The sequence below is a fragment of the Rhodovulum visakhapatnamense genome (assembly GCF_004365965.1).
GTDB lineage: Bacteria > Pseudomonadota > Alphaproteobacteria > Rhodobacterales > Rhodobacteraceae > Rhodovulum > Rhodovulum visakhapatnamense.
Genome location: NZ_SOEB01000013.1, coordinates 65694 through 82677 on the forward strand (window position 1 = coordinate 65694; position 16984 = coordinate 82677).

General features: G+C 70.1%; 14 protein-coding genes. 6 read left to right on the forward strand and 8 right to left on the reverse strand.

The genetic code is table 11. The features are described 5' to 3' along the window. The first annotated feature begins 7 nt into the window (after positions 1–7). Positions 8–1525: a tripartite tricarboxylate transporter permease gene (locus tag EV657_RS12715; protein WP_134078135.1), complete on the forward strand. Its 1518-nt coding sequence runs from the start codon at positions 8–10 to the stop codon at positions 1523–1525. Between the two features lie 14 nt (positions 1526–1539). On the opposite strand, the gene EV657_RS12720 is transcribed toward EV657_RS12715, so the two are convergent. From EV657_RS12720 to EV657_RS12730, 3 genes are all read right to left on the reverse strand, one after another. Beyond that, on the reverse strand, positions 1540–2229 hold the full coding sequence (locus EV657_RS12720) for an NnrU family protein (RefSeq protein ID WP_134078136.1): 690 nt from the start codon (positions 2227–2229) through the stop codon (positions 1540–1542). Positions 2230–2594: 365 nt separating this feature from the next. Further along, on the reverse strand, positions 2595–5699 hold the full coding sequence (locus EV657_RS12725) for an efflux RND transporter permease subunit (RefSeq protein ID WP_134078138.1): 3105 nt from the start codon (positions 5697–5699) through the stop codon (positions 2595–2597). Positions 5700–5711: 12 nt separating this feature from the next. Then, complete coding sequence (locus EV657_RS12730) at positions 5712–6863, reverse strand: efflux RND transporter periplasmic adaptor subunit (protein ID WP_134078141.1); 1152 nt, start codon at positions 6861–6863, stop codon at positions 5712–5714. A 386-nt stretch (positions 6864–7249) separates the two neighbouring features. On the opposite strand from EV657_RS12730, the gene EV657_RS12735 reads away from it, so the two are divergent. The 4 genes from EV657_RS12735 to EV657_RS12750 all read left to right on the forward strand — a co-directional run bounded on the left by EV657_RS12735 (position 7250) and on the right by EV657_RS12750 (position 10804). Continuing rightward, positions 7250–7456 carry a cold-shock protein gene (locus EV657_RS12735; protein ID WP_075785262.1) on the forward strand — a complete coding sequence of 69 codons (207 nt, stop codon included), beginning with the start codon at positions 7250–7252 and terminating at the stop codon, positions 7454–7456. A 465-nt stretch (positions 7457–7921) separates the two neighbouring features. Further along, positions 7922–8965 carry a TRAP transporter substrate-binding protein gene (locus tag EV657_RS12740; RefSeq protein ID WP_134078143.1) on the forward strand — a complete coding sequence of 348 codons (1044 nt, stop codon included), beginning with the start codon at positions 7922–7924 and terminating at the stop codon, positions 8963–8965. Next, a complete protein-coding gene (locus EV657_RS12745; RefSeq protein WP_134078145.1) occupies positions 8962–9453 on the forward strand; it encodes a TRAP transporter small permease in 492 nt (163 codons plus the stop codon). The genes EV657_RS12740 and EV657_RS12745 overlap by 4 nt, the downstream gene beginning before the upstream one ends. Next, complete coding sequence (locus EV657_RS12750) at positions 9446–10804, forward strand: TRAP transporter large permease (RefSeq protein ID WP_134078147.1); 1359 nt, start codon at positions 9446–9448, stop codon at positions 10802–10804. Before EV657_RS12745 ends, EV657_RS12750 begins: the two co-directional genes overlap by 8 nt. 18 nt (positions 10805–10822) lie before the next feature. On the opposite strand, the gene EV657_RS12755 is transcribed toward EV657_RS12750, so the two are convergent. The 5 genes from EV657_RS12755 to EV657_RS12775 all read right to left on the reverse strand — a co-directional run bounded on the left by EV657_RS12755 (position 10823) and on the right by EV657_RS12775 (position 15761). Beyond that, positions 10823–11944 carry an ABC transporter permease gene (locus EV657_RS12755; protein WP_113670292.1) on the reverse strand — a complete coding sequence of 374 codons (1122 nt, stop codon included), beginning with the start codon at positions 11942–11944 and terminating at the stop codon, positions 10823–10825. Further along, the gene (locus EV657_RS12760) at positions 11944–12864 is read right to left on the reverse strand and encodes an ABC transporter ATP-binding protein (RefSeq protein ID WP_134078149.1); all 921 of its coding nucleotides are present in this window, start codon (positions 12862–12864) and stop codon (positions 11944–11946) included. The genes EV657_RS12755 and EV657_RS12760 overlap by 1 nt, the downstream gene beginning before the upstream one ends. Then, positions 12861–13850: an HlyD family secretion protein gene (locus tag EV657_RS12765; protein ID WP_134078151.1), complete on the reverse strand. Its 990-nt coding sequence runs from the start codon at positions 13848–13850 to the stop codon at positions 12861–12863. Before EV657_RS12765 ends, EV657_RS12760 begins: the two co-directional genes overlap by 4 nt. After that, on the reverse strand, positions 13847–14491 hold the full coding sequence (locus tag EV657_RS12770) for a CerR family C-terminal domain-containing protein (RefSeq protein ID WP_113670254.1): 645 nt from the start codon (positions 14489–14491) through the stop codon (positions 13847–13849). The genes EV657_RS12765 and EV657_RS12770 overlap by 4 nt, the downstream gene beginning before the upstream one ends. A 64-nt stretch (positions 14492–14555) precedes the next feature. Continuing rightward, complete coding sequence (locus EV657_RS12775) at positions 14556–15761, reverse strand: ROK family transcriptional regulator (protein ID WP_337248266.1); 1206 nt, start codon at positions 15759–15761, stop codon at positions 14556–14558. A gap of 166 nt (positions 15762–15927) precedes the next feature. Here EV657_RS12775 and EV657_RS12780 point away from each other — a divergent pair, with 166 nt between their 5' ends. Further along, positions 15928–16959 (forward strand): sugar ABC transporter substrate-binding protein, encoded by a 1032-nt coding sequence (locus EV657_RS12780; RefSeq protein ID WP_134078153.1) that lies wholly within the window; start codon positions 15928–15930, stop codon positions 16957–16959. Positions 16960–16984 lie beyond the last annotated feature (25 nt).

Consider the following 16984-nt stretch of genomic DNA (forward strand, 5'->3'; position numbering starts at 1 on the left):
ACCCTCGATGGAAACCGTCCTGAGCGGCCTTGCCACCGGCTTTGCCGTCGCGCTGACCCCGCTCAACATCTTCCTGGTGCTGATCGGCTGCTTTTCCGGTACCCTGATCGGCGCGCTGCCCGGGATCGGGCCGATCAACGGCGTGGCGATCCTGCTGCCCATCGCCTACGGGCTGGGACTGCCGCCCGAAAGCGCGTTGATCCTGCTGGCGGGCATCTATTACGGCGCCGAATATGGCGGGCGGATCTCGTCGATCCTGCTGAATGTGCCGGGCGATGCGGGCGCGGTGATGACCACGCTCGACGGCCACCCGATGGCGCTGAAGGGCGAGGCGGGACGGGCGCTGTCGCTGTCGGCCGTCGCCTCCTTCGTCGGCGGCACGCTGGCGGTGATCGGGCTGTCGCTGTTCGGGCCGCTGCTGGCGAAGTTCGCGGTCACCTTCTCGCCCGCCGATTATGTCGCACTGATGGTCTTCGCCTTCGCCTCGCTGGCCTCGCTGGTCGGCCGGAACGGGATCAAGACCCTTCTTGGCGCGGTGATCGGGCTGATGCTGGCCACCATGGGGATCGACGCCAATACCGGCGTGCCGCGCTACACCTTCGGCATCCCCGACCTTCTGGCGGGCATCGACTTTCTGGTGGTGGTGATCGGGCTCTTCGGCATGGCCGAGCTTCTGCACCTGGTCGAACAGCAGGTCTCGGGGCGGCTGAAGACGCTGCCGGTCGACCGGTCCTTCCTGCGCCGCGCCGATCTGCTGCGCACCCGCTGGACGATCCTGCGCTGCTCGGTGATCGGCTTCTTCATCGGCATTCTGCCCGGCACCGGCGCCTCGGTCGCCTCGGCCGTGGCCTATGGCACCGAAAAGCGGCTCGCGGGCAAGTCGGGCGCAAGCTTCGGCACCGGCGACATGCGCGGGCTGGCCGCGCCCGAGGCGGCCAACAACGCCGCGGCGGGCGGCGCGCTGGTGCCGATGCTGACGCTGGGCATCCCCGGCTCGGGCACCACGGCGATCCTGCTGGGGGCGCTTCTGATGTTCAACGTCCAGCCCGGGCCGCTGATGTTCACCCAGCGCCCCGAGATCGCCTGGGGCCTGATCGCCTCGATGTATCTGGGCAATGTGGCGCTTCTGATCATCAACCTGCCGCTGGTCGGGCTGTTCGCGCGGATGCTGACCCTGCCACAGCATTACCTGACGCCGCTGATCGCGATGCTGGCCTTCGTGGGCGTCTATTCCATCGTCGGCAACCCGTTCGACCTGTACCTCATCATCCTGCTGGGGATCTTCGGCTGGGTGCTGCGCAAGCTCGATTTCAGCCTGGCCCCGGTGATCCTGGGCTTCGTGCTGGGCAGCCTCTTCGAAAACAACCTGCGCCGGGCGCTGTCGATCTCGGCGGGCGACTGGGGGATCCTGATCGAGGACTGGAAAAGCAACGCGCTGTACGGCCTGGCGGCTCTCGTCGTGATCCTGCCCGCCTGGGCCGGCCGGCGCAGCGCGCGCGCCGCGGCCGACGCCGTCGAGGACTGACGGAGGCGCTTTGGCTAGAAGGGCAGCGGCGAGACCCCGATCACCGGGCGATGGGCCGCCAGAAGCCCCGTCCACAGCAGAAGGCCCAGTCCCGGCCGCCAGAGCGGCGGCGGCCCCGACGGGCGCCAGCGCCCCGAAACGAGCGCCGCCAGCGGCAGGGTCGCGGTGCGCGCGGCAAGGCGGTCCCAGTCGCGGCCCATCCGGCGCCGGTTCCGCCGGTCGATGACGACCGTTCCGGCCAGCGCAAATCCCGCGAAGCCGCCGAACAGCAGCAGATGCGCCAGATCGGGGTTGGCCACGGCATGGGCCAGCGCCCAGAGCGCCAGCGCCACGGGCAGCGGATGCCGGGTCACCCCGACGATGCCCGGCCGCGCCGGATCGAAGCGCGCATCGCCCGCGCCGCCAAAGCTCAGCGGGTTCGGCGCGCCCAGCGCGCCCGCGATCAGCAGGCAGACGACCGGCATGACCAGATTGGGCAGCCAGGGCTGCCAGGGCGCGGGCGGCCAGAGCGCGACGAAAGGCGCGCGCCCCGCCGCCACGATCAGCCAGGCCAGAAGCGCCAGCGAGACCGCGACATAGGCCGCCAGATAGCCCTTTTGCCCGAGTGCCCCGGTCAGCCGCGCCTTGACCCCGGGCCGCGCGGGCACCGCATGGGACAGAAGAAACAGCGCGAAGGCCGCCGCGAATTCCGCCCAGCCGCCCATCAGAGCCCCCCGACAACGCCCACCCGCCCCGGTGGGCGGGCACAGGCGGATCTTGCACGGGGTCGGCCGATCATTCCGGCCCCTTTCGCGGTATTTCGGGCGGCGCCCAGCATCTCAGCCGCCGCCACGGAAGGAAACCCCCGCGCCCCGCCCCACCCGATTTTTGCAGGGGGCCGGGAACCGATGGCGCGCCGAGGCGTTGGACCGGGGCGATAGCGGACAGGGTCACGTTCACGGATGCACCTCGGGCCGGCCCCCTCGCCGGCCTCTTGAATGGCCTCCCCCCGCCGTCGCGGCCCGGGCGCACGTCCCCGCCCGGGCCGTATTTCCCCGACCTCCCAGAACATATCGCCCCGCGCCCCCGCTCAGCCCGCCAGCGCCTCTTCCAGCTCGCGCGCCAGACGCTGCTTTTCCTCGGCCCGGGGCGGCGAGAACCGCGCCAGCAGCAGATAGGCGACCGGCGTCAGATACAGCGTCGAGAGCGTGGCCAGCCCCAGCCCGCCGACGATGACCCAGCCCAGCGCCTCGCGCGCCTCGGCCCCCGCCCCCGAGGACAGGATCAGCGGCACGCCGCCCAGCACGGTCGAGACCATGGTCATCATCACCGGGCGCAGCCGGATCGTCGCCGCGTCATAGATCGCGTCGCGCACCGTCGCGCCGCCGTCGCGCAGCTGGTTGGCAAACTCGACGATCAGGATGCCGTTCTTGGCCATGATGCCGACCAGCATCACCAGCCCGATCTGGCTGTAGACATTGAGGCTTTGCCCGGTCACGAGCAGCGCGAAGATGGCGCAGGCCAGCCCCAGCGGCACCGTCGCCATCACCACGATGGCCGAGATGAAGCTTTCGAACTGCGCGGCCAGCACCAGGAACACCACCGCGATGGCGAAGCCGAAGATCAGCAACAGCCCGGAATTGGTCTCGTCCATGGTGGCCGCGGCGCCCTTGGGCAGGATCCGGTTGTCATCGGACAAAAGCCCGTCCGACAGCTGGACGATCCGCTCGAAGGCACCGCCCAGCGACTGGCCCGGCCCCAGATCGGCCGAGATCGACACCGCGCGGCTTTGATCCAGCCGGTCGAGATCGGGCGCGACGGGGCGCTCCTCAAGCCGCACGAAGGTCGACATCGGCACCATCCGCCCGCCCGCGCTTTTGACGAAGATGTTCTCCAGATCGCCCGGGTCATCGACCGGCTCGGCCGAGGACACAAGCTGCACGTCGTAATTCTGGTCGCCGACGAAGACCGAAACGACGCTGCGCCCGTTCAGGAAGGCCCGAAGCGCCTCGCCCAGCCCCGAGATGTCGATGCCCAGATCGGCGGCGCGGGTGCGGTCGACCTCGACGAACAGCTCGGGCTGGGTGCGCTCGAAATCGAGCCGGACCTCGCCGAAGGCGCCGTCATCCTGCATCCGCTCGACCAGCGCCTGGGCGGTCTCGGCCAGCCGGTCGTAGCTTTCGCCGGTCAGCGCCACGCTGATGCCGCTGCCCGCGCCGCGAATGCCCAGCGAATTGGGCTGGATCGAAAAGGCGCGCACCCCGATCACGCCGCGCAGCCGGGCGTTGATATCGGTCACGATCTCGTCCTGGCTGCGCGCGCGCGCCTCCCAGGGGGCAAGCGTGAAGACCATGAACCCGCGGCTGTCCGACCCGCCCGAGCCCGCGATCGAGAAAATGTTGACGATCTCGCCATTGTCGCGCAGCGGCGCGATGGCGTCCTCGATGGCGGCCATCTTGGACTGGGTATAGTCCAGCGACACGCCCTGCGGCGCCTGGATGCGCAAAAGCGCGACCGACCGGTCCTCCTTGGGCGTCAGCTCCTGCCGGACGCCGCCCGCCACAAGGACGGCGGTCGCGGCGAAAAGCCCCGCGCCCAGCACGACCACGACGGGCATGGCCAGCGCCCAGCCAAGGGTCCGGCGATACAGCCCGCCCAGCGCAGCGCCGATCCGCGCGCCAAGGCCCCGCTCGGTCCCGGGCGCGCGGGCCAGCATCCGGCTGGCCAGCACCGGGCACAGCGTCAGCGCCACCACCGAGGAAATCGCCACCGCCATTGCCAGCGTGAAGCCGAATTCGCGGAACAGGCCGCCCGCCTGCCCCGGCAGGAACGACAGCGGCACGAAGACCGCGGCCAGCGTCGCCGTAGTGGTGACGACGGCAAAGAAGACCTGCTTGGTGCCCAGCACGGCGGCGGCACGCGGCCCCATCCCCTCGGCCCGGCGGCGGACGATGTTTTCCAGCACCACGATGGCGTCGTCGACCACCATGCCGGTCGCCAGCACCAGCGCCAGCAAGGTCAGAATGTTGACCGAGAAGCCCACCAGATAGATCGCGGCCAGCGTGCCGATCAACGAGACCGGCATGGTCAAGGCCGGGATCAGCGTGGCGCGCAGGTCGCGCAGGAACAGGAAGATCACCAGAACCACGATGGCGACCGCCAGCCCCAGCGTGTTCAGCACCTCGGCGATGGCGCCCTTGATGAAGACCGCATCGTCCGAGGTGACGAAGATCGAGATGTCGTCGGGCAGGCTGCGGTCCAGCTCGGCCACGGTGCGGCGCACCTCGCGCGAGATGTCGAGCGTGTTGCTGCCCGCCTGCCGGATCACCCCCATGCCGATCCCGGTCCGGCCATTGGCGCGCAGCACCGAGGTATTGGGCTCGGGGCCCAGATCGACCCGCGCCACGTCGCGCAGGAAGACGTTGGGGGCGATCCGCAGATCCTCGAAGGCCTCGGCCGACACGACCATGGCGGTGGTGCGCACGCTGAGGCTTTGCCGCCCGCCCTCCAGATCGCCCGCGGCGGCATTGAAGCCCGCATCGGACAGCGCCTCGGCCAGATCGGCCAGCGTCAGCCCGCGGCTGGCCAGCCGGGCCTGATCGACATCGACCCGGAAGATCGGCGCCCGGTCGCCATAGACCTGCACATCGGCCACGCCCGGCAGCGACACGATCCGGTCCTCGATCCGGTCCTCGACGATCTCGGTCAGCGCCTCGGCCGAGCGCCGGGACGAGGTCACCGCGACCCGCAGCACCGGCTGGGCATCGGCATCGGCCTTGACCACGCGCGGATCGTCGGCCTCGTCGGGCAGGTCGCGCTGGATCCGGGCGACGGCATCGCGGGTGTCGCTCGCGGCCACGTCGATATCGACGTTTTCGGCGAATTCCAGCGTCACCCGGCTGCGCCCGAAGCGCGAATTCGATTCGATCGAGCGGATGCCCGACACCCGGCCGACCGCCCCCTCGATCCGGCTGGTGATTTCCTGGTCGATGGTCTCGGGGGCGGCGCCGGTGAACTCGGTGGTGACGGTGACGACCGGGCGGTCGACATTGGGCAGCTCGCGGATCTCGACCCCGAAGAGCGCGGCCAGCCCCGCCAGGACGATCAGCGCGCTGACCACCAGCGCCAGGATCGGGCGGCGGACGAACAGCGACGTGCCGCCGGATTCCGCCTCGCGCATCGCCTCTTGCAGCATGGCGTCGCCTCCCTAGCCCGCATCGCCCGGCGGGCGCGGCAGGCCAAGCCCCGCCTGCGGCCCGACGATGCGCAGTTCGGCGCCCTCGCGCAGCGTCTGCAACCCCTCGACCACCACCGGCTCGCCGACCGTCAGATCGGCCTCGACCAGCACGCTGTCGGCGTTGCGCTGGCGGATCGCCACCGGCACCCGCGCCGCGCGCCCGTCGCGCACCGCCCAGACATAGGCGCCCGCGCTGGACCATTGCACCGACAGCGGATCGACCACGGGAAGCGGTTCGCCTTCGAAACTCAGCGTCACCTCGAAGGACATGCCCCCGCGCAGAAGATCGTCGGTATTGTCAAGTTCGCCCTGCACCCGCAGCGTGCGACTGGCCGCGTCGACCGCGTTGTCGACGGCATGGACCCGGCCCTCCAGCGTCAGACCGGGCATGCCCAGCGGCCGCGCGGTCAGCGGCAGCCCCTCCCTGATCTGGCCCACCACCCGTTCGGGGACGTGAAAATCGATCAGGATGCGGCTGCGGTCGGCGATGGTCGCCAGCGCGTCCTGGCTGGACACCCGGTCGCCCACCGCGATGTCGAGAACCCCCGCCCAGCCCGCGAAGGGCGCGCGCACAGTGCGTTCGGACAGATCGAATTCGGCCTGGCGCAGTTCCAGCTCGGCGGTGCGAAGCGCCAGATCGGCCTCGCGCCGCCGCACCTCGGTCACGGCCCCCGTGGTTTCCAGCCGGGTCACCCGGTCGGCCTCGTCGCGGGCGTCTTCCAGAACCAGCCGCGCACGGTCGAGCGCGATCCGCTCGGCCTCGTCGTCCAGCCGCACGATCAGAGCGCCCGCCGCCACCCGTTCGCCGTCGCGGATGCCGATCTCGACCACCTCGCCCGCGACCTTGGACCGCACCGTCACCGCGCGCAACGCCCGGCCGTCGCCGATGGCGGCCACCCGGTCCTGGATGCGGCCCTCGCCGACCTCGGACACGGTGACAGCGGCGGGGCCGCCCGGCCGGGCACCCGACCCCGCGGTCCCGGCAGGCGCGGCCGGATCGAGCCCGATCAGCGCGGACACGCCCAGACGGTCAAGCACCGGCCGCGCCCCGGGCACGAAGGCGATCCAGAGCGCGAGCGTCCCTGCCAGGAGCAGGACGGAGAACCCGATTTGCCGTACCATGCACCTTCCCGTGGAAGCGGTCCTGAGACGATCCTAATCGCTCCTGCGCAAGATAGGGAGCTATTGCGCGATTAACAGACGCGACAACGCCTTGCCGGGTCCGCTTTCGCCGCAGCACGTCATCTGCCCCGCAACCGTCGCGCAACCGTCGCGCGACAGCCGTGCGACCGGATGCCCCCTGCGGCAGCGCGTCCCGCGACCGCAAAGACAGGCCATTGTCACGGAATTTTCTTGCAGCGACTCACGAAAAGCCCCATATGGCACGGCGCGACGTTACCTCTATCGACCACTGTCTTCGCTCAAGCGGCCGTCAGTACCTCGATCGATCCCTGACGAGCCGAGCCGCTGCACTTCCGCGAGCGGCACCACATGAGGAGACACACGGGATGGCTACCGGCACCGTGAAATGGTTCAACAGCACCAAAGGCTTCGGCTTCATCGCCCCGGACGGCGGCAAGAAGGACGTGTTCGTGCACATCTCGGCCGTGGAACGCTCGGGCCTGACCGGCCTGCAGGACGGCCAGAAGGTCTCGTTCGAGATCGAAGCCGGCCGCGACGGCCGTGAATCGGCTGTCAAGCTGGTCGCTCTCTAAGACCGCAGACACACGACGGGCCGGACGCGCCTTTCGCGCAGCCCGGCCCGATTGCCGTTGATCCACCGCCCCTGCCGGGTGGTGAGATCCGGTGTTTTTACGATCAGATCATCGCCCAGTCGGTAAAGCGCCAGGTCGGCGGCGTTTCCCGTTCGTCCCGGGGCTTCGGGGCGCGGCGTTCGCGTTTGCGGGTCATTTTCGTCTCCCTTGCTATGGTTTTTGCGGTCGCGACAGATCCTCAACGCGGCCCGGCGCGATCCCGTTGCCCGGACGAAGTCACAGCGGCTCACAATTCTGTCAGCCCCGCCCTGTGCCCCCCGCTCCCGGCTGCGGACCGGACGATCCTGCCCCCTCCGCGTCAACGCATGGTCAATCCCGCCCCGCCCCCCCGCCGTTGACCGGATTCCCGTCCCGGTGTAGGCCGAGGCGACCGGCCGCATGCGGCCGCAGACGGGGGAGACAGGGATGGAACCGGGACGACGCCTTGCCGGGCTGCTGGCCACGGCCGCCGCCGCGATCTGGACCGCCGGGGCCGCGCTGGCGCAGGATTACACCTTCAAGCTGCACCATTTCCTGCCCGCGACCTCGCCCACCCAGACCGAGACGCTGGCCCCCTGGGCGCGCGCGGTCGAGGCCCGCTCGGGCGGCAGGGTCAAGATCGAGATCTATCCCTCGATGACGCTGGGCGGACGCCCGCCCGAGCTGGTCACCCAGGCCCGCGACGGGGTCGTGGACCTGATCTGGGTGGTGAACGGCTACACCCCGGGGCTTTTCCCCCGGACCGAGGTGATGGAGCTGCCGAACGTCTATGTGAACGATCCGGGCGCGGCCAATCTGGCGCTGGCCGATCTGTTCGAGTCCGACCTCAAGGACGACTACAAGGGCCTTGAGGTGATGTTCCTGCATGTCCATGCCGGCAACGGCATCGCGCTGCGAGGCCCCGAGGTGCATGCCCCCGCCGATCTGGCGGGCCGCAAGATGCGCATTCCGTCGCGCACCGGCGCCTGGGTGCTTGAGGCGCTGGGCGCGGTGCCGGTGGCGATGCCGGTGCCCGAGCTGCCGCAGGCGCTGCAGAAGGGTGTGGTCGATGGCGCGCTGGTGCCCTTCGAGATCGTGCCCGCGCTGAAGCTGCAGGACCAGACCGACCGGCTGATCGAGGGCGACCGCAACACCCGCTTCGGCACCACCACCTTCCAGCTTTCGATGAACAAGGCGCGCTGGGACAGCCTGCCGCCCGAGATCCAGACCGCGTTCCGCGAGGCCTCGGGGCCCGAATGGCTGGCCGAGCTGGGCCGGATCTGGCGTGCCACCGAAGAGACCGGTGTTGCCCTCACCACTGCTGCGGGCAAGGCCCATCAGGTGCTGAGCCCCGCCGAAACCGAAGCCTTCCGCACCGCGCTCGAGCCCGTTGTCGAGCGCTGGATCGAGGATGCCGACAGCCGCGGCATCGACGGCGCGGGTCTGGTCGCCCGCGCCCGCGCCGCAGTGGCGGCCCATGCCAGCCGATGAGGCTGCGGCGCGCGCTGGCCGCCGCGGCCGAGATCTGGGCGATCCTCGGCGGGCTGGTGCTGGCGGGCGTGGTCGGGCTGAACCTCGCCTCGATCCTCGGCGGCCTGCTCGGCCACCCGGTCCCGGGCGATTTCGAGCTGACCGAGATCGGCACCGCCATCGCCGTCTTCGCCTTCCTGCCCTGGTGCCAGCTGACCCGCGCCAATGTCACCGCCGATGTCTTCACCATGGGCGCCTCGCGGATCTGGTCCGCACGGATGAGCCTGACCGGATCGCTCGCCGCCCTGACTGTCGCCGGGGTGCTCTTGTGGCGCATGAGCCTCGGACTCGGCGATCAGCGCGCCTATGGCTACACGACGGCGATCCTGCAGATCCCGCTTTGGCCCTGTTTCCTGCCGGTGCTGGTGTCGCTGGCGCTGCTGGCGCTGGCCGCGGTGGCGACGCTGACCGAGGACGCCGCCACCGCGCGCGGGAGGCGGAATGCCTGACCCGATGATGCTGGGCCTGATCGGGCTTGGCGCGCTGGTCCTGCTGATCGCGGCGCGGATGCCCATCGCCCATGCGATGATCCTGGTGGGCGGCGCGGGTATCGCCGCGCTGAACGGTCCGGCGCTTTTGCTCAATCAGCTCAAGACGCTGGCCTGGGGCCAGTTCTCGATCTACGATCTATCGGTCGTGCCGCTCTTCGTGCTGATGGGCGCGCTTGCCGGGCGGGCGGGACTGTCGGCCGCGCTGTTCCGGGCGGGCGCGGCCTGGCTGGGCTGGATGCGCGGCGGCACCGCGATGGCTGCCATTGCCGCCTGCGCGGGCTTCGGCGCGGTCTGCGGCTCGTCGCTCGCCACCGCCTCGACCATGGGCAAGGTCGCCCTGCCCGAGTTGCGGCGGCAGAACTATTCGGGCGCGCTGGCCACCGGCACTCTGGCGGCGGGCGGCACGCTCGGCATCCTGATCCCGCCCTCGGTGGTGCTGATCCTCTATGCGATCCTGGTCGAGGCCAACGTGGTCACCATGTTCATGGCGGCGCTGCTGCCCGGCGCGCTGGCGGTGCTGCTGTTCCTGCTGACCATCGCGGGCTATGTCGCGCTCTGCCCCGGCGCCGGGCCCGCCCATGCCCCGGCCGGGCGGGCCGAGTTCCGCGCCGCGACCCTGGGCGTGCTGCCGGTTCTGGGCATCTTCGCGCTGGTTCTGGGCGGCATCTATCTGGGGCTTTACAACCCGACGCCGGGCGCCGCCATGGGCGTCGCGCTGGTCTGGGCCTATGGCACGTTCCGGGGACGTCTGCGCCTTGCCGCGCTGCGCGCCTCGGTGCTGGAAACCGCCGCGACCTCGGGCATGATCTACCTGATCCTGCTGGGCGCCGAGCTGATGAAGATCTTCATGGCCCGCGCGGGCCTGCCCCAGGCGGGGGCCGAGTGGATCGCGGGCGCCGGGCTTGCGCCGCTCGCGGTGCTGGTCCTTCTGCTGGCCGCGCTGATCGTGCTGGGCTGCCTGATGGACAGCCTGTCGATGATCCTGCTGGTGGTCCCGTTCTTCTGGCCGGTGCTGGTCGAGGTCAATGGCGGGCTTTACCAGATGGCCGAGGGCGCGGGCTTCGGCATGGGCACCGAGGACTTGAAGATCTGGTTCGGCGTCCTCGCCCTGATCGTCGTGGAACTGGGGCTGATCACCCCGCCGGTCGGCATGAATGTCTTCGTGATCTCGTCGCTCGCCCGCGACGTGCCGATGGCCGAAACCTTCCGGGGCGTGCTGCCCTTCTTCCTGGCCGAGCTTTTCCGCGTGGGCCTCTTGCTGGCCTTCCCGGCGCTGGTGCTGTGGCTGCCGCGCGTCCTTGGCGGCTGAGCGGATCAGTCCAGCGTATCAGTCCAGCGTCTTGCGGAACCGCGTCAGCGCCGCCAGCGCCAGCACCAGCACGAAAAGCCCCAGCACCAGGAACGACCCCGAAACCGTGGCAAGCCCTGCCCCCTTCAGCATCACCGCCCGGATCAGCCGCAGGAAATGGGTCAGCGGAAAGATCTCTCCCAGCGCCTGCGCCCAGCCCGGCATGCCGCGATAGGGAAACATGAAGCCCGACAGCATCAGCGAGGGCAGGAAGAAGAAAAAGGTGATCTGCATCGCCTGCATCTGGGTCCGGGCCACCGTCGAGATCAGATAGCCGAGGATCACCAGCGCCATCACGAAGACGAAGACCCCCGCGAGGATCAGGGTCAGACTGCCGACGAAGGGCACGCCGAAGACCAGCCTTGACGCCGCCAGCACCACCACGACCTGCACCGCCCCCACGCCGAGATAGGGTACGATCTTGCCCAGCATGACCTCAAGCGGCGTCGCAGGCATCGACAGCAGGTTCTCCATGGTGCCGCGCTCGGTCTCGCGGGTCAGCGCCATCGCGGTCATCATCACCATGGTCAGCTGCAGGATCACCCCCAGAAGCGCCGGCACGATGTTGTATTGCGTGACCCCCTCGGGGTTGTAGCGGCGATGCACGACGACCGACAGCCCGGGCGCGGGCGCCGCCACCCCGGCTTCGCGCGACAGCGCCTGCCCCGCCACCGTGCCCAGGGTCGAGATCGCGCCAGAGGCGACCGAGGGGTCGGTCGCGTCCGCGTCGATCAGGATCGAGGGGCTTTCGCCCCGCATCACCCGGCGCCCGAAATCCGACGGGATCGTCACCACGAAGGACACGTCGCCCCGCGCGATCATCCGCTCGGCCTCGGCCGCGGTCGCGTCGGGCGCGACGAAGCGGTAATAGCCGGTCAGTTCCAGCGCCGAGACCATCGCCCGGGTGAACCGGTCCTGGGTCGGCGCGACAAGCGCGGCGGGCAGCTCCTTGGGGTCGGTGTTGATGGCAAAGCCGAACAGCATCAGCTGGACCAGCGGGATCCCCAGCATCATGCCGAAGGTCAGCCGGTCGCGGCGCATCTGGATCGTCTCCTTGGCCAGCAGCGCCATGAGACGCCCGAAGGACAGCACCCGCCCGATCATGCGGTATCCCTCGCCTCGCCCATCAGCTTGATGAAAACGTCCTCGAGGCTGGTCTCGGCCGGGTCGATCCGCGCGCCCATCTCGGCCGCCACCGGGGCGACCGCCCGGCGCAACCGGTCGGGATCGCGGCCCACGACATGCAGCGTCGCACCGAAATGGGCGACCTGCTCGACGCCCTCGGCGCCGTCAAGCGCGCGCGCCGCCTCTGCGGTCCGCCCGCCGGTCAGCACCAGCGTCGAAAGCCCCGCGCCCGCCACCACCTCGGCCACCGTGCCATGCGCGACCAGCCTGCCATACGAGATATAGGCGATGCGGTGGCAGCGCTCGGCCTCGTCCATGTAATGGGTCGAGACCAGCACCGTCAGCCCTTCGGCCGCGCGGGCATGGATCTCGTCCCAGAATTCGCGCCGGGCCTTGGGGTCGACCCCGGCGGTGGGCTCGTCCAGCAGCAACAGGTCGGGCTTGTGCATGAGGCAGGCCGCCAGCGCCAATCGCTGCTTCCAGCCGCCCGACAGCGCCCCGGCCAACTGGCCCCGGCGCGAGGTCAGCCCCAGATCGGCCAGCGTGTCGCGCACGGCGCGGGCCACCGGGCGCATACCGTAAAGCCCGGCGACAAAGCGCAGGTTCTCTTCGATGGTGAGGTCTTCGTAGAAGGAGAACCGCTGGGTCATGTAGCCGACCCGGCGCTTGATCGCCCGGCGTTCGCGACGGATGTCATGGCCCAGCACCCGGCCCTCGCCGCCATCGGGTTCCAGAAGCCCGCACATCATCCGGATCGTGGTGGTCTTGCCCGACCCGTTCGGCCCCAGAAACCCCGCGATCTCGCCGCGTGCGACCGACAGCGTCACCCGGTCCACCACCACCCGGCCGCCGAACCGCTTGGTCAGACCGGTGACGGCGATCGCAGGTTCGGTCATCTGCCGGGCTCCGCCAGCCGCACATCGACGATCTGGCCGGGCTTCAGCCCCCCGGCCCCCGGTTCGGCCCCCGGTTCGGCCTCAGGTTCGGTCCCCTGCTCAGGCCGCGCCTCGACCAGATAGACCAGCTTCTGGCGGCTCTCGAGCGAGTAGATCACCGGCGGCGTGAACTCGGCGGCCTCGGAGATATAGGTGATGCGGGCCGACAGGCCCGGCGCGCAGCCGTCGCAGCCGACCGCCAGCCGGTCGCCCACCGCCACCGATGACAGCGCGGGTTCGGGGATATAAAGCCGCAGCTTGACGGCGCCCTCGCCCAGAACCGACAGCACCGGCGCCGAGGGTCCGGCGATCTCGCCCGCCGTGCCGATCACGTCGAAGACGGTCACCGGCTGGTCGAGGCTCAGCGTCCGCTTGTCCAGGGCCCAGCTGGCCCTGTCGCGGGCGGCGCGAGCGCCAAGCACCGCAGCCTCGGCCTCGGCGATGGCCTGCGGGCGGGCGGGCAGCCGCGCGACCGCCAGATCGGCCTCGACCTGGGCCACGCGGGCATGGGCGACCTCGGCCGCGGTGATCGCGTCGTCGCGGTCGGCCTCGTTGGCAACGCCCCGGGCGGCCAGCCGGGTCATCCGTTCGCGCTGTCGCTCGGCCTCGGCGGCCTCGGCCCGGGCCGAGGCCAGCGTCGCCTCGATCACGCGGATCTCTTCGGGGCGCTTTCCCTCGCGCAGGTCGGCCAGATGGCTTTCGGCCTGGGCCTCGGCGGCGGCAGCCTCGGTCAGCGCGATCTCGGCATCGCGGCGTTCCATCCGCGCCAGCACCGCGCCCGCCGGGACCCGGTCGCCGCGCGCCACGGCGACGGAAACGATCTGCGCGGTCTCGACCGGGGCGACCAGGGTGAACTCGCCCTCGACATAGCCGGTCGCCAGCGGCGGCGGCACACAGGCCGGGAGCAGCGCGGACAGGACGGGAAGTGCGCAGAGAAACCCGATCATCGGCGGTGACTTTCGATCATGGCGGAAAGGTTCGCGGCCAGCAGCCCGGCGATGGCCTCGGCCTCGTCCGGCCCGACGGCGGCCCAGTCCAGCCGCCGGGCGATCACCGGCTGGGCGATGCGGAAATAGACAGCCTGGCCGATGGCGGCGAACACCGCCAGCTTGACCGCATCGCTTTCGGCCGGTTGCCCTGTCGCCCGCCCCCAGAGCGCGCAAAGCGCGCGGTGGCGGGGTTCCAGCACCGAGGCATAGATCACGTCGGCGGCCTCGCCCGGGTCGGTCAGCTCGCGCAGCATGAAGGCCACCGCATCCGCAGCCGCCGGGTCCGCGACGATGAAGCGGACAAAGCGGCGCAGCGCGGCGTCCAGCAGCGCCTGCGCCGCTTCGGGCGTCTCGGGCAACTCCCCGGCCCCGCCAAGCGGCCCGATGGCGCTGCCGATCCGCTGGGCCACGGCCTCGGCACAAGCCCGGCGCAGCCCGGCCTTGCCGCCGAAATGATAGGCGATGGAGGCGACATTCGTTCCGGCCCGCGCGGCGATCTCGCGGGTCGAGGTCGAGGCAAAACCGCGATGGCCGAACAGATGGAGGGCGGCCCCGATCAGGGTCTCGGGCGTGCTGCGGGGGGCGGGATCGTCGGACATGGCCGGACATTAATCAAACGATTGACCAAATTCAATCGTTTGATTGACCCCGGCCCGCAGCCCCTCAGACCGGCGCCAGCAAGGCGTTCTGGTCGACGAGGAAGCGTTCCGACATGGCCAGACAGGCGCCGCCCAGGGCGCGCGCATCGGGGCCGACGGTGCCCGCCATGATCGCCGGCGGCCGGATGCCCGTCGTGTCGATCCGACCGAAGGCCACGCGCACCTCCTCGACCAGCCGGGCCCGGACCGAGGACGGCATCCAGCCGTCGATCAGCGCCGCGCCGATATCGAGCACCGATCCGGTGGCGGCGATGGCCACCGCGATGGCCTGCGCGGCCAGCAGGATCCATTCCTGCAGGATGATCTCGTCGATCGCCCAGGCGTCGGGCGAGGTCCAAAGCGCCTCGGCATCCTCGTTGTTCTCGGCCAGCATCCGTTCCAGCGTCGCCAGCGAGGCCACGTCGATAAGCTGCGCGCTTTTGCGGCTTTCGGACTGAACCGGCATCGAGCCCAGCGCCCCGGCATTGCCGGTGCTGCCGGTGAACAGGCTGCCATTGAGCACGATGCCGCCGCCGATGAAATAGCCGATGAAGAAATGGACGAAATCGGGCGGCACCTCGGCGCTGCCCAGCACAAGCTCGGCACCGCAGGCGGCCGAGGCATCGTTCTGCAGATAGACCGGAAATTCGACCCGCTCGGCCAGTTCGGTCCGCACATCGCGCACCCGCCAGGCATCCATGTCCGCGCGCGGCGCCCCGATCGACTGGATCCAGTCCCACATCTGGAACGGAATCGCGATGCCCAGACCCGAGATCCGGTCCGCATGGGACTGCGGCAACTGCCCCATGATCTCGTCCATCCCGGCCAGCGCGAACCGCAGCACCGAATCGGGCGTCGGATAGGCATGGCGCGCGCCGACCCGGGCCAGCACATCGCCCAGGAAATCGGTCAGCACCAGTTGCAGGCTGCGCCGCCCGACCTTGAGCCCGAAGAAGAAGGCCCCGTCCGCCGCCAGCCCGATCGGGACCGAGGGCTGGCCCACCTTGCCGCGCACCGGCTCGCTGCGCACCAGCAGCCCGTCGGCCTCGAGCGCCCGCATGATCACCGAAACGGTCTGCGCCGACAGCCCGGTCATGCGCGCGATCTGTGCCTTGGGCAACGGTCCGGTCCGGCGCAGGATGGTCAGCACAAGCCGTTCGTTATGCGCCCGCATCCCGCTTTGATTGGTCCCGCGGACCATGGGCCGTTGCAGCAGCGCAAGCTTGTTCACAGGCGTCTCCATCCCAAAACCGCCGCGAAAATGCCTATGGCATGCCAGCTTGTCAATAAATAATTCATGTAGTCTTATTTATTGACAAAAGCCCTCCGACTGCCGCCAAATTCCCTCGACCCGGAACCGGAAGACCGGCCGAGTCGCTGCTTTGGGAGGGAAGACAATGCCACGACCCGCCAGAAGGCCGGGCCTGGCGCTGGGGGCGATTGCCCTTGCGCTTCTGGGCTCCGGGGCGGCCGCAGCCGATCCCGTCGGGGCCTGCCTGATCACCAAGACCGACACCAACCCGTTCTTCGTCAAGATGCGCGAGGGCGCGGCCGCCAAGGCCCGCGAACTGGGCATCGACCTCGACAGCTATGCCGGCAAGGTGGACGGCGACAACGAGACCCAGGTCGCGGCCATCGAGACCTGCATCGCCAATGGGGTCAAGGGCATCCTGCTGACAGCGTCGAACACCTCGGCCATCGTGCCCGCGGTGCGGCAGGCGCGCGATGCGGGCATTCTGGTGATCGCGCTCGACACGCCGCTCGACCCGATCGAGGCGGCGGACATGACCTTCGCCACCGACAATTTCAAGGCGGGCGAGCTGATCGGCCAATGGGCGCGCGCCCGGCTTGGCGCCGAGGCGGACACCGCCCGGATCGCGCTTCTGGATCTCGACATCAGCCAGCCCACGGTGGGCGTGCTGCGCGACCAGGGCTTCCTGCAGGGCTTCGGCATCGACATTGCCGATCCGAAGAAATGGGGCGACGAAAGCGACCCGCGGATCGTCGGACACGATGTCACCCAGGGCAATCAGGAGGGCGGACGGCGCGCGATGGAAAACCTGCTGGCGACCGATCCGTCGCTGAGCCTTGTCTACACCATCAACGAACCGGCCGCCGCCGGAGCCTTCGAGGCGCTGAAGGCGGTCGGCCGCGACGGCGCCGTCACCATCGTCTCGGTCGATGGCGGCTGCCCCGGCGTCGAGAACGTCAAGGCGGGCGTGATCGGCGCCACCTCGCAGCAATACCCGCTGCTGATGGCCTCGAAGGGCATCGAGGCCATCGCCGCCTTCGCGCGGGACGGCACCCGCCCCGAGGCCACCGAGGGCAAGAGCTTCTTCGACACAGGGGTCACCCTCGTCACGGACGCGCCGGTCGAGGGGGTCGAGTCGATCTCGGCCGAAGAGGCGCTCGGCCTCTGCTGGGGCTGACCGCCCCCCTCCCCGCCCGGGCGGG

Bases quoted from the DNA above. Each gene is read 5' to 3' on its own strand.
- EV657_RS12715 (WP_134078135.1), top strand. From the start codon at position 8: ATGGAAACCGTCCTGAGCGGCCTTGCCACCGGCTTTGCCGTCGCGCTG.
- EV657_RS12720 (WP_134078136.1), bottom strand. From the start codon at position 2,229: ATGGGCGGCTGGGCGGAATTCGCGGCGGCCTTCGCGCTGTTTCTTCTG.
- EV657_RS12725 (WP_134078138.1), bottom strand. From the start codon at position 5,699: ATGCTGCAAGAGGCGATGCGCGAGGCGGAATCCGGCGGCACGTCGCTG.
- EV657_RS12730 (WP_134078141.1), bottom strand. From the start codon at position 6,863: ATGGTACGGCAAATCGGGTTCTCCGTCCTGCTCCTGGCAGGGACGCTC.
- EV657_RS12735 (WP_075785262.1), top strand. From the start codon at position 7,250: ATGGCTACCGGCACCGTGAAATGGTTCAACAGCACCAAAGGCTTCGGC.
- EV657_RS12740 (WP_134078143.1), top strand. From the start codon at position 7,922: ATGGAACCGGGACGACGCCTTGCCGGGCTGCTGGCCACGGCCGCCGCC.
- EV657_RS12745 (WP_134078145.1), top strand. From the start codon at position 8,962: ATGAGGCTGCGGCGCGCGCTGGCCGCCGCGGCCGAGATCTGGGCGATC.
- EV657_RS12750 (WP_134078147.1), top strand. From the start codon at position 9,446: ATGCCTGACCCGATGATGCTGGGCCTGATCGGGCTTGGCGCGCTGGTC.
- EV657_RS12760 (WP_134078149.1), bottom strand. From the start codon at position 12,864: ATGACCGAACCTGCGATCGCCGTCACCGGTCTGACCAAGCGGTTCGGC.
- EV657_RS12765 (WP_134078151.1), bottom strand. From the start codon at position 13,850: ATGATCGGGTTTCTCTGCGCACTTCCCGTCCTGTCCGCGCTGCTCCCG.
- EV657_RS12770 (WP_113670254.1), bottom strand. From the start codon at position 14,491: ATGTCCGACGATCCCGCCCCCCGCAGCACGCCCGAGACCCTGATCGGG.
- EV657_RS12780 (WP_134078153.1), top strand. From the start codon at position 15,928: ATGCCACGACCCGCCAGAAGGCCGGGCCTGGCGCTGGGGGCGATTGCC.